The sequence below is a fragment of the Ensifer sp. 22460 genome, from assembly GCF_052044935.1.
Classification (GTDB): Bacteria; Pseudomonadota; Alphaproteobacteria; order Rhizobiales; family Rhizobiaceae; genus Ensifer.
The window spans coordinates 31,118-45,943 of the sequence record NZ_JBQENZ010000015.1; the positions used below are offsets into that span (position 1 = coordinate 31,118).

13 protein-coding genes are annotated in these 14,826 nt (G+C 62.9%); 8 read left to right on the plus strand and 5 right to left on the minus strand.

What is annotated here, in order from left to right; genetic code table 11:
- Positions 1–2: 2 nt before the first annotated feature.
- Positions 3–1,478 (minus strand): xanthine dehydrogenase small subunit, encoded by a 1,476-nt coding sequence (gene xdhA / locus ACTJKM_RS19170; RefSeq protein WP_440637823.1) that lies wholly within the window; start codon positions 1,476–1,478, stop codon positions 3–5.
- A 108-nt stretch (positions 1,479–1,586) separates the two neighbouring features.
- Complete coding sequence (locus tag ACTJKM_RS19175; protein WP_058326518.1) at positions 1,587–2,363, minus strand: 3-hydroxybutyrate dehydrogenase; 777 nt, start codon at positions 2,361–2,363, stop codon at positions 1,587–1,589.
- A 255-nt stretch (positions 2,364–2,618) separates the two neighbouring features.
- On the opposite strand from ACTJKM_RS19175, the gene glpK reads away from it, so the two are divergent.
- The 5 genes from glpK (at position 2,619) to sbmA (ending at position 8,947) form a co-directional block, all read left to right on the plus strand.
- Positions 2,619–4,106, plus strand: a complete 1,488-nt coding sequence (gene glpK, locus ACTJKM_RS19180) for a glycerol kinase GlpK (RefSeq protein ID WP_057252993.1) — start codon at positions 2,619–2,621, stop codon at positions 4,104–4,106.
- Between the two features lie 165 nt (positions 4,107–4,271).
- Complete coding sequence (locus ACTJKM_RS19185; RefSeq protein WP_057252995.1) at positions 4,272–5,330, plus strand: LLM class flavin-dependent oxidoreductase; 1,059 nt, start codon at positions 4,272–4,274, stop codon at positions 5,328–5,330.
- Positions 5,331–5,430: 100 nt separating this feature from the next.
- Positions 5,431–6,180 carry a type I methionyl aminopeptidase gene (gene map, locus ACTJKM_RS19190; protein WP_057252997.1) on the plus strand — a complete coding sequence of 250 codons (750 nt, stop codon included), beginning with the start codon at positions 5,431–5,433 and terminating at the stop codon, positions 6,178–6,180.
- A 135-nt stretch (positions 6,181–6,315) separates the two neighbouring features.
- The gene (locus ACTJKM_RS19195) at positions 6,316–7,515 is read left to right on the plus strand and encodes an MFS transporter (protein ID WP_197423418.1); all 1,200 of its coding nucleotides are present in this window, start codon (positions 6,316–6,318) and stop codon (positions 7,513–7,515) included.
- A gap of 163 nt (positions 7,516–7,678) precedes the next feature.
- A complete protein-coding gene (gene sbmA, locus ACTJKM_RS19200) occupies positions 7,679–8,947 on the plus strand; it encodes a peptide antibiotic transporter SbmA (RefSeq protein WP_058321173.1) in 1,269 nt (422 codons plus the stop codon).
- Between the two features lie 21 nt (positions 8,948–8,968).
- Here sbmA and ACTJKM_RS19205 read toward each other — a convergent pair whose 3' ends face one another.
- The gene (locus ACTJKM_RS19205; RefSeq protein ID WP_082663451.1) at positions 8,969–9,976 is read right to left on the minus strand and encodes a polysaccharide deacetylase family protein; all 1,008 of its coding nucleotides are present in this window, start codon (positions 9,974–9,976) and stop codon (positions 8,969–8,971) included.
- 221 nt (positions 9,977–10,197) lie between these two features.
- Between ACTJKM_RS19205 and ACTJKM_RS19210 the strand changes: the two genes are divergently transcribed.
- A complete protein-coding gene (locus ACTJKM_RS19210; protein WP_058321172.1) occupies positions 10,198–10,785 on the plus strand; it encodes an NnrU family protein in 588 nt (195 codons plus the stop codon).
- A 280-nt stretch (positions 10,786–11,065) separates the two neighbouring features.
- The gene (locus ACTJKM_RS19215) at positions 11,066–11,734 is read left to right on the plus strand and encodes a tetratricopeptide repeat protein (protein WP_057253003.1); all 669 of its coding nucleotides are present in this window, start codon (positions 11,066–11,068) and stop codon (positions 11,732–11,734) included.
- 51 nt (positions 11,735–11,785) lie between these two features.
- On the opposite strand, the gene ACTJKM_RS19220 is transcribed toward ACTJKM_RS19215, so the two are convergent.
- Entirely contained in the window at positions 11,786–12,085 is a 300-nt protein-coding gene (locus ACTJKM_RS19220) for a hypothetical protein (protein ID WP_156436816.1), read from the minus strand.
- On the opposite strand from ACTJKM_RS19220, the gene der reads away from it, so the two are divergent.
- Positions 12,066–13,499 carry a ribosome biogenesis GTPase Der gene (der, locus tag ACTJKM_RS19225; protein ID WP_057253007.1) on the plus strand — a complete coding sequence of 478 codons (1,434 nt, stop codon included), beginning with the start codon at positions 12,066–12,068 and terminating at the stop codon, positions 13,497–13,499. The genes ACTJKM_RS19220 and der overlap by 20 nt on opposite strands.
- A gap of 288 nt (positions 13,500–13,787) precedes the next feature.
- Here the strand turns inward: der and ACTJKM_RS19230 are convergent, their stop codons facing one another.
- Entirely contained in the window at positions 13,788–14,705 is a 918-nt protein-coding gene (locus ACTJKM_RS19230) for a sugar kinase (RefSeq protein WP_057253009.1), read from the minus strand.
- Positions 14,706–14,826 lie beyond the last annotated feature (121 nt).

Genomic DNA, 14,826 nt, shown 5'->3' on the forward strand with positions numbered 1-14,826 from the left:
GATCATCTGTCTCCCGCGGCGTAGCGCACCAGTTGCGCGGGCTCGCCACCGCTTTCCAGGAAGAAACGCATCAAGAGGTTTTTCGCCGCTAGCATGCGGTAGTCGCTTGTCGCCCGCCAGTCGGTGAGCGGCTGGTAGTCGGTCTCGAAGGCGACTTGTGCTGCGCGAACCGTCTCCTCGGTCCAGGGCTTGCCGATCAGCGCCGTTTCCACATTCGTGGCGCGCTTCGGCGTGCCGGCCATGCCGCCGAAGGCGATGCGGGCGGAGCGGACCACTCCGCCGTCTACCGACAGGCGGAAGGCGCCGAGCAGGGCGGAAATGTCCTCATCGCGGCGTTTTGAGATCTTGTAGGCGGCAAAGAGATCGCCGGCCGGAAGACTTGGCACGAAGATGCTTTCGACGAATTCGCCCGGCTTACGGTCCTGTTTGCCATAGGCGATGAAGAATTCTTCGAGCGGCAGCGTCCGGCGACCCTCCGTCGAGCGCAGCGTCACGGTGGCGTCGAGCACGATCAGGGGCGGCGGGCTGTCGCCGATCGGCGAGCCGTTGGCGATGTTGCCGCCGATCGTGCCCATGTTGCGCACCTGCTCGCCGCCGATCCGGTCGATCAGCGGGCCGAGGCCGGGAAAGGCTTTGCCAAGCGCGGCATAGGCCATCGTGTAGCTAACGCCGGCACCGATCGTCAGACCCGGCTCCGTCTCCTCGATGCGCTGCAACTCGGCAATGCCGTTGATGAAGATGGCCGGGTTGATCGGCCGCATCTGCTTGGTCACCCAGAGGCCGACATCGGTGGAACCGCCAACCACGGTCGCCCCCGGATTGTCGGCAAGCGCTGTCGCCAGGCCGTCGCCGTCCGCAGGCACGATCAGACAGGTGTCGCCCTGGCGAATGGTGATCGTCTCGGTCGGCGCCAGTGCCTTCAGCCGGGCGGTGATCGTTTCGCGTTCTCGCGTGATCGGGTCGAAGATTTCGGAGGCGCGCGCCTTTGCCGCCGCTTCCGCGGCGCGCACGATCGGCTCATAGCCGGTGCAACGACAGAGGTTGCCCTGCAGCGCCTTTTCGATATCAGCGCGGCTGGGATCGTCGTTTGCGAGCCACAGGCCATAGAGCGACATGACGAAGCCGGGCGTGCAGAAGCCGCATTGCGATCCGTGGAAATCGACCATCGCCTGCTGCACCGGATGCAGCGTCCCGTCCTGGCCGGCAAGATGCTCGACGGTGACGACATGGGTTGCCTGCAGCGAGCCGAGGAAACGGATGCACGCGTTGACGGCTTCATAGACGAGCCTGTCGCCGGCAAGCCTTCCGACGAGCACGGTGCAAGCGCCGCAGTCGCCCTCCGCACAACCTTCCTTGGTGCCGGTCAACCGACGCTCCAACCTCAGGTAATCGAGCAGGGTCGCGGCCGGTGCGATGTCGGAAAGCGCGACCTCGCGATCGTTGAGGATGAAGCTGATGCTTCCGTTTGGCTGGGGCATGCCACTCATTCCCTGCTGCTGCATATTGCCTGAAATCACTTTGATCTTAGGTGGTTATGCAGAAAAGCAAAGGGCCGTGGAAATTTTTGGCTGTGTCCGTGCGTGTGGCTACTGTGCCGTCCAGCCGCCGTCCATCGACACATGCGTGCCGGTGATCTGGGCGGCATCGTCGCCGGCGAGATAGACGGCAAGCGCTGCCACCTGTTCGACGGTGATGAACTTCTTGGTCGGCTGGCCCTTCAGCATCACGTCGTTGATGACCTGCTGTTCGGTGATGCCGCGGGTGCGTGCCTGATCGGGGATCTGCTTTTCGACGAGCGGCGTCAGCACGTAGCCCGGGCAGATCGAATTTGCGGTGATACCGTTTTCGGCGACTTCGAGAGCGACGGTCTTGGTCAGGCCGAGGACGCCGTGCTTGGCGGCGACATAGGCCGCCTTGAATGGCGAAGCGACGAGGCCATGGGCGGAAGCGATGTTGATGATGCGGCCCCAGCCCTTCGCCTTCATGCCGGGAATGGCGGCGCGGATCGTGTGGAAGGAGGAGGAGAGGTTGATCGCGATAATACGATCCCATTGCTCGACCGGAAAATCCTCGACCTTCTCGACATATTGGATGCCGGCATTGTTGACGAGGATATCGACGCTGCCGAAGCGCTCGGTTGCTGTCACGATCAGATCGGCGATCTCGGCGGGTTTCGTCATGTCGGCGCCGTGATAAAGCACCGTTCCGCTCGTCAGCGCGCTGACGTCGTCCGTCGCTTGTCTGATCTCATCCGGGCTGCCGAAGCCGTTCAGCACGATGTTGGCACCGCCCTTGGCGAAAGCCTTGGCGATCGCAAGCCCGATTCCGCTCGTCGAACCGGTGATGACCGCTGTTTTCGTCATTGTTGCTCTCTCCCTTCGTGGCGCTACGGGCTGCTTTGTTGCGGCGCAACAGCGCCAGCCTACGCGTAAAACGGGCGCACTGACAATTGTGTTTTTAAGCTCCGGGCCGCAGAGTTGCTGCGGGGGCCAGCGAAGCCGATCGGTTGCGTTTTGTTTTCGTTTGACATTCGTTTTGCCATCGTATTGAAGTTTTCGAAATGAGATCCCGCCCTTGAGGACGGGTGAATAAACATGCGTGTGGCCGGGGAGGGGCATATGGGCGGATATATTCTCGCGATCGATCAGGGTACGACCTCAAGCCGGGCGATCGTCTTCGACGGTCAGCAGCAGATCGCTGGCGCCAGCCAGAAGGAATTCAAGCAGCACTTCCCCAAATCCGGCTGGGTCGAGCACGATCCTGAGGAAATCTGGCAGACGGTCCTTTCGACGGTCCAGGAAGCGATCGCCAAGGCGGGCATCACCGCCGGCGACCTTGACGGCATCGGCATCACCAATCAGCGCGAGACGGTCGTCGTATGGGATCGCGAAACCGGCAATCCGATCCACAATGCCATCGTCTGGCAGGACCGCCGCACTGCGTCCTATTGCGACAGGCTGAAGAAGCAGGGGCTGGAAAAGACCTTCACCAGGAAGACCGGCCTGCTGCTCGATCCCTATTTCTCCGGCACCAAGCTCAACTGGCTGCTCACCAACGTCGACAGGGCCCAGGCGCGCGCTTCCAAGGGTGAGCTCTGCTTCGGCACGATCGACACCTTTCTCATCTGGCGGCTGACCGGCGGCAAGTCCTTCGTGACCGATGCCACCAACGCCTCGCGCACGCTCCTCTACAACATCTCGGAGAATGCCTGGGACGACGAACTGCTGAAGATCCTGAAAGTGCCGCGCGCCATGCTGCCGGAGGTCAAGGACTGCGCCGCCGATTTCGGCGTCACCGACCCGGCAATCTTCGGCGCCGCCATCCCGATCCTTGGCGTTGCCGGCGACCAGCAGGCGGCGACGATCGGCCAGGCCTGCTTCAAGCCGGGCATGCTGAAATCCACCTATGGCACCGGCTGCTTCGCGCTGCTCAACACCGGCAAGGACATGGTGCGGTCGAAGAACCGGCTGCTCACCACCATTGCCTATAGGCTCGACGGCGAAACGACCTATGCGCTGGAAGGTTCGATCTTCGTTGCCGGTGCTGCCGTGCAATGGCTGCGCGACGGCCTGAAGGTGATCAAGGCGGCACCCGATACCGGGACGCTCGCCGAGAGCGCCGATCCGACGCAGGAAGTCTACCTGGTGCCGGCCTTCACAGGGCTTGGCGCGCCGCACTGGGATCCGGATGCGCGCGGCGCGATCTTCGGCATGACCCGCAACACCGGCCCCGCCGAGTTTGCCCGCGCCGCGCTCGAAGCCGTCTGCTACCAGACGCGCGACCTGCTCGAGGCGATGCACAAGGACTGGCGCAACAACGGCAAGGAAACGGTGCTGCGCGTCGATGGCGGCATGGTCGCCTCCGACTGGACGATGCAGCGGCTGTCCGATCTGCTCGACGCGCCGGTCGACCGGCCCGTCATTCTCGAGACCACCGCGCTCGGCGTCGCCTGGCTTGCCGGCAGCCGTGCTGGCGTCTGGCCGAAGCAGGAGGCGTTCGCCCAGTCCTGGGCGCGTGACCATCGCTTCGAGCCGGCCATGGACGAGAAGACGCGAAAGGCCAAGCTCAGGGGCTGGCGCAACGCCGTCAAGCGCACGCTGAGCTGAGAACCAGGACTGGGCGGTTTTCGCCCGCATCATCCGGTTCCTGCCAATCATCCGACACAGGCTCCATTCATGCTCATCCGGGAAACACAGCGTTTCCCGGATGAGCATTTGCTGCCCACGCGCGCGGCAACTATCTGTTGTCACAACAGAAATAGGACGGGCATCATGGAACTCGGGCTTTATACATTTGCGGATGTCGATCCGAATGCGGCAGACAAGGGCAAAGAGGGGCAGCGGCGCCTCAAGAACCTTCTCGAAGAGATCGAGCTTGCCGATCAGGTCGGCCTCGACGTTTTCGGTCTTGGCGAGCATCACCGCCCTGACTATGCGGCCTCGGTACCCTCGGTCATTCTGGCCGCTGCCGCCGCAAAGACGAAAAACATCCGGCTGACCAGCGCCGTGACGGTGCTGAGCTCGGACGATCCGGTGCGCGTCTTCCAGCAGTTTTCGACGCTGGATCTGATCTCCAATGGCCGCGCCGAGATCATGGCCGGTCGCGGCTCCTTCATCGAATCCTTCCCGCTCTTCGGTCAGTCTCTCGACGATTACGACCAGCTCTTTGCCGAGAAGCTCGATCTGCTGATGGCGCTGCGCGACAGCGAGAAGGTCACCTGGTCGGGCGAGATGCGGCCGGCGATCCATGATCGCGGCGTCTATCCGCGGCCGCTGCAGGAGGTGCTGCCGCTCTGGATCGCCGTTGGCGGCACGCCGCAATCGGTGGCGCGGGCAGGAGCACTCGGCTTGCCGGTGGCGCTCGCCATCATCGGCGGCGAGCCGCGCCGTTTTGCGCCGCTCTTCGATCTCTACCGCGAGGCCGCGCGCCGGGCCGGCCAGGATGCGACCAAGCTGAAAACCAGCATCAACGTGCACGGCTTCATTGCCGACACGACGGACCTCGCCGCAGACCAGTTCTACGGACCGCAGGCAGAGGTGATGAACCGCATCGGCCGCGAGCGCGGCTGGGGACCGACCAACCGGGCGCATTTCGACCAGGCACGCAGCCCGAACGGGAACCTCTTCCTTGGCGACCCGGAGACGGTGGCGGAAAAGATCGTCGAGAACTGGAAGCTGTTCCGCAACGATCGTTTCCTGCTGCAGATGGCGATCGGGCCGATGCCGCATGACCAGATCATGCGCGGCATCGAGCTCTACGGCACCAGGGTGGCGCCGCTGGTGCGCACGGCGCTGGCGGAAGAGAAGGCGGCGGCACGGGCCGCCGTCTGACCTCAAACGCCGGGTTCAGTGTTCGATTGCCGACCGTCCCGTTCGGCGCTGGCATAACGTATAGCGACACGCTACATGTGAGCGCGAAAGCGAGACACGGATGACCCTCAACAACGAAGAAGATCTGCTGCGGCTGAAGGAAATCGGCCGCATCTGCGCCAATGCCTTGCAGGCGATGGGCGAGGCGCTGGAGCCCGGCATCACCACGGCGGAACTGGACGCGATCGGCCGCAAGGTGCTGGAAGAGGCCGGCGCGCGCTCGGCGCCCGAGCTCTGCTACAAGTTTCCCGGCGCCACCTGCATCAGCGTCAACGAGGAAATCGCCCACGGCATTCCCGGCAGCCGGGTGATCCAGGCGGGCGACCTCGTCAATATCGACGTCTCGGCCGAGAAGGACGGCATCTTCGCCGATACCGGCGCCTCGTTCCCGGTGCCACCGGTCACGGCCGCGATCGACCGGCTTTGCCGCGACGGCAAGCGGGCGATGTGGGTGGGCCTCAAGCAGGTGCGTCCCGACCAGCCGCTGGCGGCCATCGGCAACGCGATCGGCGACTTCGCCCGCAAGAACCGCTATTCGCTCGTCACCAACCTCGCCAGCCACGGCATCGGCCGCTCGCTGCACGAGGAGCCGACCGAGATCGCCACTTGGCCAGATCCGCGCGAACGGCGCCGGATGACGGACGGCATGGTCTTCACCGTCGAACCTTTCCTGTCGATGGGCGCGCAATGGGCCGAAGGCGGCAACGACGATTGGACGCTCTACAGCGATCCAAGGGCGCCAACGGTGCAATACGAGCACACCGTCGTCGTCACGCGCGGCGGGCCGTTGGTGGTGACGCTGCCGGGCTAGATCAGGGATGCGATTGCGGGCCGCGGCCGTCATCGCTCCTCTAACCCATTGAAATCGGCGATCGTTCGATTTCTTCAATAGGTCCTTCAATTATTGTCGTTTGTGGCGCGTCGTGTTGCGGTGCAATAAAAGGGCATGACCACGCTCGACAGACCGCTTCAGGCCAATATCTCCGCCACGGCAACCGCCGGCGCCATTGCCATGGCCGTCGCCATGGGCTTCGGTCGTTTCTCCTATACGCCGATCCTGCCGGCGATGATGACGGATCTTGGTCTCTCGCCTGGCGATGCCGGCCTCATCGCCTCGGCCAATTTCGTCGGCTATCTCGCCGGTGCCATTCTCGCCGCCTATGGCTGGGCGCACGGGCACGAGCGCCGGATCGGTCTTCTATCGCTCATCGCCACGACGGCTCTGCTGGCGGCCATGGGGCTGTCGTCCTCTGTCGCCGCGCTGGCGCTGATCCGGTTCGTAGCCGGCCTTGCCAGCGCCTTTGCCATGATCTTCATCTCCGGCATCGTGCTTGGCCATGGCCTGCTCGCGCGGTCGGAGCATGTGCCGGCCGTCCATTTCGGTGGCGTGGGCCTTGGCATCGCATTTTCGTCGCTCTGCGTCTGGGCAAACCCACTTGCGGGTCATGCCGGCCTGACGACCTCCATGGGCGACTGGTTCACCGGGGCTCTGGTTGGATTGATCGGGACCATTGTCGTCGCCGCACTTCTTCCCGGCGTTCCTTCGTCCGGTGCGGGCACGGTGCGCGAGAAGCCGCTACGCTGGACGCGACCGTTTACGGTGGTGACGTTCACCTACGCACTCTTCGGCTTCGGTTACGTGATCACTGCCACCTTCCTCGTCGCCATGGCGCGTGACCCGAGTGGCGGCCACGGCATCGAGTTTCTCGCCTGGCTGCTGACGGGCCTTGCCGCCGCACTGTCCGTCTATCTCTGGCGCTTTGCCGTCCCGCGCTTCGGCCTTGCCGGTGTTTACGCAATCGGCCTTCTGGTCGAGGCGGTCGGCTTGGTTCTGACGGTCAGCCTGCCCTTGCCCTATGCGCCGGTTGCCGGCGGCCTGATGCTCGGTGCCACCTTCATGATGATCACGGCTTACGGGCTGCAGATCGGCCGGCAGCTCGCGCCGGAAAGCCCGCGCAAGGCGCTTGCGCTGATGACCGCCGCCTTCGGAATCGGTCAGATTATCGGTCCCCTGGTCGCCGGTTGGCTGGCGGAACGCACCGGCAGCTTTTCCGCGCCAACCTTGATTGCGGCAGCCGTGCTCTTCCTCTGCGGCGGCGTCATCCTTGCTGAACTAAAGCGGATTTCTGCGGCGCTAAGCGGCTGACGGGTGCCATGCGCTGTGGCGGAAAAAGGTCTTGTTCGCCGTGGTTTGCCCGGATGAAAAAACAGTAACGTTTATATTATCCGATTGTTGACGACGGCGCTTTGCCCTAGTTTCGGCGCTTCGAGCGGTGACACATCGCCTTACCGAAACGTGAGTAGACCCTTTGTTCCATTCCTTCTTTCCGAAGCCGAAGCTGTTCTTCACCTCCGGTGCCCTCTGGTCGATTATCTGCATTCTCGTCTGGTACACGGTCGGCCCGCAAATCGGCGCCGCGGTTGGCCTGCCGCCACTGGCCCCGGGCGAAAAGCCACCGATCGGCCTTGCGTACTTCTTCACCCCGGACAATCTCTGGTTCTATCTCTACTTCACCATCTTCGTGGCGATATTCGGCGGTGCCTGGAAGATCATCGCCAAGGATCACCCCTGGGCGAACTGGTCGATCTGGGGCTCGGCCTTTATCATCTTCATCGCTTACTTCGCTGTGCAGGCGTCAGTGGCGCTCAACAATTGGCGTGGTCCGTTCTTCGATCTCTTGCAGGATGCGCTTGCCGGAAAGCCCGGCATTACCACCACTCAGTTCTACACGCTGCAACTGCGCTTCCTTGAAATCGGTTTCGTCGGCGTCACGTTGAACGTCGTCACCGCGTTCTTCACCAACCACTATGTGTTCCGTTGGCGCACCGCCATGAACGATTTCTACATGTCGAAGTGGGACAAGCTGCGCCACATCGAGGGGGCGTCGCAGCGTGTGCAGGAAGACACGATGCGCTTCGCCAATATTCTCGAAGGGCTCGGCGTTACCTTGATCAATTCGGTGATGACGCTGGTGGTGTTCCTGCCTTTGCTGTTCAACATGTCGCAGCACGTCTCCGACCTTCCGATCATCGGCGCAGTCCCGCACGCGCTCTTCTGGCTGGCGATCGTGTGGTCGGTGTTCGGCACGGCGCTGCTGGCGCTCGCCGGTATCAAGCTGCCGGGGCTGAACTTCAAGAACCAGCGCGTTGAGGCGGCCTACCGCAAGGAACTGGTCTACGGCGAGGACAATGAGGATCGCGCGCAACCGGTCACGGTGAGGGAGCTTTTCGGCAACGTTCGCCGAAACTACTTCCGCATGTACTGGCACTATCTATATTTCAACATCGCGCGCTATTCCTATGGCCAGCTCGATGCGATTTTCCTGAACTTCATCCTGATCCCGACATTCGTCGCCGGGAAGATCACGATGGGTATCTGGCAGCAGATCGCCACGGCCTTCGGCGAAGTCAGCAACTCGTTCCAATATCTGGTGAATTACTGGTCGACGATCATCGAGCTGCTGTCGATCCACAAGCGCCTGAGAGCCTTTGAGGCGGCAATCTCCGACGAACCGCTGCCGGAAATTGACCAGCGCTATCTGGAGCGCGGCGCTGCAGAAGATGCGCAGCCGGCCTAAGGCCGGCGCTCTCTACGACAATCAGAAGGCGGAGCGACCCGCCTTCTTTTTTGCCTGCTCGATGACAGGCAACGCCTGGGCATAGCTGACACAGGCGACGTCGGGTTTTCCGCAGACTTCCGAGAGCAGTCGATCGAGCGCACGCCAATAGGCGCCGCCGTTCATCTCGACGAAGTGGAAGCCGAGCTGCAGGGGAATGCGGTCGCCGCCATATTCGCGGTCGAAGGCTTTCCGGTAGGCCTCGTAGGTGCGCGCCTCGAAGCGGGCGCTGTCCTTCTTGTTCTCGACACCCATCGAGTGGCGGACGAAGAGATTGTAGTCCATGCCGATGACAGGGCGCTGCGACGGTCCCTCGGGGATCAGCGGCAGGCCGAAGCGCGGCAGCCCGTCCTTCGTTGCCGGCCAGCCCGGACCCTTGGTCACCAGGCTTGCGTCATAGGTGAAGTTGTCCGCCTTCAGCGCCGGCAGCAGGCCGTCGCTTAGCGATAGATAGGGGGCACGGAAGCCTTTGACGCCGGTCTTAGCGAACTCCGCCCAGCCGGCCGGTTCCGCCTCAGGCTTGCCGGCTTTCTTCCAGGCGTCGCTGAGCGCCGCATTGAAAGTCGAGAATTCGCTCTGCCAATCGGCCTTGCTCCAGCCCTTGCCGTCGAAATGACCGCAGGCGTGGCTGGCGATGTCGTGACCATCAAGATGGGCCTGCCAGATATGGCCGGCGCGTGCTGCAATCTCCTCGCGGCTCTGGGCGAAGCCGACATTGGAGCGGCCGGGCTTCTGGCCCGGCGGCCTGTAGATCTCCTTGCCGTCGGCCCTGGTCATCAGGAAGGTGCAGGACAGGAAATAGGTGAAATGCGCGCCGGTGCGCTTGGCCATCGCCAGGCTCTTTTCCCAAAGCGCGTTGTCATGCGCACCGTCGAAGGAGACGATGACCAGCTGCCGGTCAGCGGCGGGGACGGTGGCCGGCGTCGCCGGTTCGGCCCGCGCAAGCGCCGGAACCAGGGCAAGGGAAAAGGCGAGAAATGTTCGGATCATGATCAACTGCAGCGATGAATTTTTGTCGCAGATGGTTCGAAATTGCGGCAATCCTTTGATCGGGCTGGAAAAAAGACGCCATCAAGGCTACTCCATAGCAACCTGGACTGGAATCAGTCCAAGGGCGAATGGCATAGAAAATCAAAGAGCTACAGCGACTCAAGCGCGCCAGATTCGGCACGCGACGCTATCTCCGATATCTCGAACAAAGCGGTGGCCCCATGGCGATACTCGTTCTCGGCATCATCATCTTTCTCGGCATGCATCTCATCCGCGTGGTTGCGCCCGGCTTTCGCGCCGGCATCATCGAGAGTCGCGGTAAGGGCACCTGGATGGGGATCTATGCGATCCTCAGCCTCATCGGCCTCTGTCTGATCATCTATGGTTTCGGCCAGGCGCGCGGCGAAACGGGCATGCTCTACAATCCGCCGGTGTTCCTGCGCCACATAGCGCTGCTCCTGATGCTCTTCGCCTTCGTCTTCCTTGCTGCAGGCTTCCTGCCGGCGGGCCGCATTGCGGTGGCGGTCAAGCATCCGCAGATCCTGTCGATCAAGACCTGGGCTTTGGCGCACCTGCTGGCGAACGGCGAGACATCCTCGGTCCTGCTTTTCGGATCGTTTCTCGCCTGGGCGGTGATCCTGCGCATCTCGCTGAAGCGTCGCGAGCGGGCAGGGGAGCGCGTGCTGCCGGTGTTCAAGTCATCGACGAACGACGTGCTGGCCATCGTCATCGGTCTCGTCGCCTACGGGCTCTTCGTCTGGAAGCTTCACGAGTGGTTGATCGGGGTTGCCCCGGTGGTGATGGGCTAAGGCAATTCCAGCAAAAGTGCGCAGCGGTTTTGCGTCCCGACTTGCGTGTAACAAAAAATTTAGAGCGACGGAGGTGACTTCGTGTCGACCCTAGGCGCTCTAAATAACGTCGGCCCCCTTACAAGCGCCGCAAAATCGGGTAGAAGGCGCAAAATCCATGAGAGCGCGATGCGTGCGCTAGAACGCGTCGTGCATGCTCGAACAGTTTGAGATTGTGCGCTGTTCCCGTCGATGACGGTCGGAATGGCGTACCAGTGGGCAGGCAAGGCCGGGGCAGTAGATGGCGAACCAAGACGACAGCTTTATCCGCGAGGTCAATGAGGAACTGCGTTCCGACCAGATGAAGAGCATCTGGGCTCGTTTCGGCGGTCTCATCGCGGCGATCGCCGTGCTTATCGTTCTCGGCACTATCGGCAAGGTCGGGTTCGAGTACTGGCAGGAGGGGGCCTCCTCGAAGTCGGGCGACGCCTTCCTGCAGGCGCTCAATCTGGCGAAGGAAAACAAGACGGACGAGGCGCTCGCTGCCTTGAACGCGCTTGAGAAAGACGGCTACGGCGCCTATCCGGTGCTGGCTCGTCTGCGCGCGGCGACGCTTCAGGCCCAGAAGGGCGACACCGATGCGGCGGTGAAGGCATTCTCCGCCATCGGCAAGGACGGCAGCGTTCCGGCTGCCATTCAGGAAGCGGCGCGACTGCGTGCGGCCTATCTGCTCGTCGATACCGGCAGCTACGATCAGGTTTCGGCTGAAGTCGAGCAGCTTGCGACGCCGCAGAACAACATGCGCCACTCGGCGCGCGAAGCGCTTGGTCTCTCGGCCTACAAGGCCGGCGACTACGCCAAGGCGAAGACCTGGTTCCAGCAGATCGTCGACGACACGCAGAGCCCGCGCAACATCACCGGTCGCGCCCAGATGCTGCTCGACGTGATCACGGCCAGCGGCAAGGCCTAAGGTTTCCACCCATTCCACGTGGATGGGCACAGGGTGCACGACCCTTTCGAATCAGCGCATGACCCCAAAATCGATCTCGATCTTGGGGTTGTGCGCTAAAGCATTTAAAGCAGTTCCAGCAAAAGTGCGTAGCGGTTTTGCGTCCGGGACTGCGAAAGACAGACAGGCAGTTCCAGCAAAAGTGCGCAGCGGTTTTGCGTTCGGGGACAGCGTGAACAAGAGCAGTTCCCCAGAGGAACGCTCGCGAGCCGCCTGAATGCGGCAGAGAACGAAATTACGAGCGCGGCCCCGCCCATCGGCTGCCGCGCTCCAAGCGGAAACGGATAGATCCATGAGCTTCACCGTCGCCATCGTCGGGCGTCCCAATGTCGGCAAGTCCACCTTGTTCAATCGCCTGGTCGGCAAGAAGCTGGCGCTCGTCGACGATACGCCGGGCGTCACCCGCGACCGTCGTCCGGGCGAGGCAAAGCTGATCGACCTGCGCTTCCGCATCATCGACACGGCCGGTCTCGAGCAATCGGGGCCCGACACGCTGCAGGGTCGCATGTGGGCGCAGACGGAAGCCGCGATCGACGAGGCGGATCTTTCGCTGTTCCTGGTCGACGCCAAGGGCGGCCTGACGCCGGCCGACGAAACCTTGGCCGAAATGCTGCGCCGGCGCGGCAAGCCGGTGGTGCTGGTGGCCAATAAGTCCGAGGCGCGCGGCTCCGATGGCGGCTTCTACGATGCGTTTACGCTCGGCCTTGGCGAACCTTGCCCGATCTCGGCCGAACACGGCCAGGGCATGCTGGACCTGCGCGACGCGATCGTCGCTGCGATCGGCGAAGAGCGGGCCTATCCGCCGGAAGACGACGTGGCCGAGACCGATATCGATCTGCGCCCGACGTTCAAAGACGAAGAGGGCGAAGAGGAAGAGGCGGAGACAGCCTATGACGAGACCAAGCCATTGCGCGTGGCGATCGTCGGCCGCCCGAACGCCGGCAAGTCGACGCTGATCAACCGCTTCCTCGGCGAAGACCGACTTTTGACCGGGCCGGAAGCTGGCATTACACGCGATTCCATCTCGGTCGAATGGGACTGGCGCGGCCGTACCATCAAGATGTTCGACACCGCCGGCATGCGCCGCAAGGCGAAGGTACAGGAGAAGCTGGAGAAGCTCTCGGTCGCCGACGCGCTGCGCGCGATCCGCTTTGCCGAAACGGTTGTCATCGTCTTCGACGCGACCATTCCCTTCGAGAAGCAGGACCTGCAGATCGTCGATCTCGTCTTGCGTGAGGGCCGCGCGGCGGTGCTCGCCTTCAACAAGTGGGATCTGGTCGAGGACTGGCAGGCGGTGCTCGCCGACCTTCGCGAAAAGACCGAGAGGCTCCTGCCGCAGGCGCGCGGCATCCGCGCCGTGCCGATTTCCGGCCACACCGGTTACGGTCTCGACCGACTGATGCAGGCCATCATCGAGACGGACAAGACCTGGAACCGCCGCATCTCCACCGCGCGGCTCAACCGTTGGCTGGAATCGCAGACGGTTCAGCATCCGCCACCGGCCGTGTCCGGTCGCCGCCTGAAGCTCAAGTACATGACGCAGGTCAAGGCACGTCCGCCGGGCTTCATGATTTCCTGCACGCGTCCCGACGCGCTGCCGGAATCCTACGTGCGCTACCTGATCAACGGCCTGCGCAACGATTTCGATCTGCCGGGCGTGCCGATTCGCATGCATTTCCGCGCGGGCGATAATCCTTACGAGTCCAAGGCGAAGAAGCGCCGATAGGCGCTTCCCAGACTGCTACAAACCTTGAAGATGGTTTTCTGGCGATAGCGCGACCCCAAGCTCCCCTCGCCCCCGTGGCGGGGATCCAGCGACCCGACGTCCGTCGGGTCAGAGACCCTTCAGCCCAAGGACTTGAGCGTAAGGACTTGGGCCGGCTAGATACCTGTGACAAGTACAGGAATGACGGAGATTTTGGCTGGCGCAAAGGTTTTTCCGGCAAGCTTACAACAATCAGAAATATCTTAATCAGCAGCCTGAGAAGCGCCGTTAGGCCCTTCCTTCTGCCACCTACGCCACGGGCAGCTTCTCCCGGGCGACGAGTGCCCCATGATGACCGATGACGCCGGCGGCGACGCTTGCCGCAAAGGCGGCGGCTTCAGCCGGCGTGTCGCCTGCAACAAGGCGGGCGACGAAGGCGCCATTGAAGCTGTCGCCGGCGCTGGTGGTGTCGACGACGCGTTCGACCGGTGTTGCCGGTACGTGCTCAATCGGCGCATCGCCGAAGGCGAGCGTCACGCCCTTCTCGCCATCTTTGACGACGACATTGGTGGCGCCAAGGCCCCTGTAACGCGCGATCGTCGCCTCGATGGAGGCGTCGCCGAAATGCGTGACCTCGTCGTCGAAGCTCGGCATGACGAGGGTTGCGGCGCGGGCGCCATCGGTCAGCGTCCGGCGCATGCGCTCGGCGTCGTCCCAGAGGCGCGGGCGGATGTTCGGGTCGAAGACCACTTGGCTGCCGGCCGCTTTCGCACGGCGCAGTTCCGACAGCAGCGTTTCGACCGCGTCGGGTGCAAGGATCGCCAGCGTGATGCCGGAATAGAGGATCAGGTCGGAGCCCTCGATCGCGCTTCTCAGATGATCGGCATCGTCGGCGAGCAGCTTGGCTGCCGAGTGCGAACGCCAGTAGGAGAAGCTGCGCTCGCCGTCCTTCAGATGGATCATGTAGAGCCCGGCCGAGCGGCTCTCGATCCGGCGCACGGCTGACGTGTCGATCGCCTTTTCCGCCATGAAGGCCAGCATCTCGTCGGAAACCGTGTCGGTGCCGACCGCGGAGCAATAGCCGACGGTCCAGTCATCAGGCATGAACAGCCGCGCATAATAGGCGGCGTTGAAGGTGTCGCCGGCATAACCTTTACGCAGCAGCCCGCCTTCCGCCTGCATGAGCTCGACCATGCACTCCCCGATCGCAAGCATCTTCCCGGCCAACGACTTTCCTCCTCACAAGATTTCGCCTGAGACGGGATAAGGGGCTCAGCCGATCTCGGCAAGAGATTGTTTCTGGTGAAGGGCTCGCGGCGGACCGAGAGGAAGGAACGGCGTTTACTCC

Bases quoted from the DNA above. Each gene is read 5' to 3' on its own strand.
- xdhA (WP_440637823.1), bottom strand. From the start codon at position 1,478: ATGCCCCAGCCAAACGGAAGCATCAGCTTCATCCTCAACGATCGCGAG.
- ACTJKM_RS19175 (WP_058326518.1), bottom strand. From the start codon at position 2,363: ATGACGAAAACAGCGGTCATCACCGGTTCGACGAGCGGAATCGGGCTT.
- glpK (WP_057252993.1), top strand. From the start codon at position 2,619: ATGGGCGGATATATTCTCGCGATCGATCAGGGTACGACCTCAAGCCGG.
- ACTJKM_RS19185 (WP_057252995.1), top strand. From the start codon at position 4,272: ATGGAACTCGGGCTTTATACATTTGCGGATGTCGATCCGAATGCGGCA.
- map (WP_057252997.1), top strand. From the start codon at position 5,431: ATGACCCTCAACAACGAAGAAGATCTGCTGCGGCTGAAGGAAATCGGC.
- ACTJKM_RS19195 (WP_197423418.1), top strand. From the start codon at position 6,316: ATGACCACGCTCGACAGACCGCTTCAGGCCAATATCTCCGCCACGGCA.
- ACTJKM_RS19205 (WP_082663451.1), bottom strand. From the start codon at position 9,976: ATGATCCGAACATTTCTCGCCTTTTCCCTTGCCCTGGTTCCGGCGCTT.
- ACTJKM_RS19210 (WP_058321172.1), top strand. From the start codon at position 10,198: ATGGCGATACTCGTTCTCGGCATCATCATCTTTCTCGGCATGCATCTC.
- ACTJKM_RS19215 (WP_057253003.1), top strand. From the start codon at position 11,066: ATGGCGAACCAAGACGACAGCTTTATCCGCGAGGTCAATGAGGAACTG.
- der (WP_057253007.1), top strand. From the start codon at position 12,066: ATGAGCTTCACCGTCGCCATCGTCGGGCGTCCCAATGTCGGCAAGTCC.
- ACTJKM_RS19220 (WP_156436816.1), bottom strand. From the start codon at position 12,085: ATGGCGACGGTGAAGCTCATGGATCTATCCGTTTCCGCTTGGAGCGCG.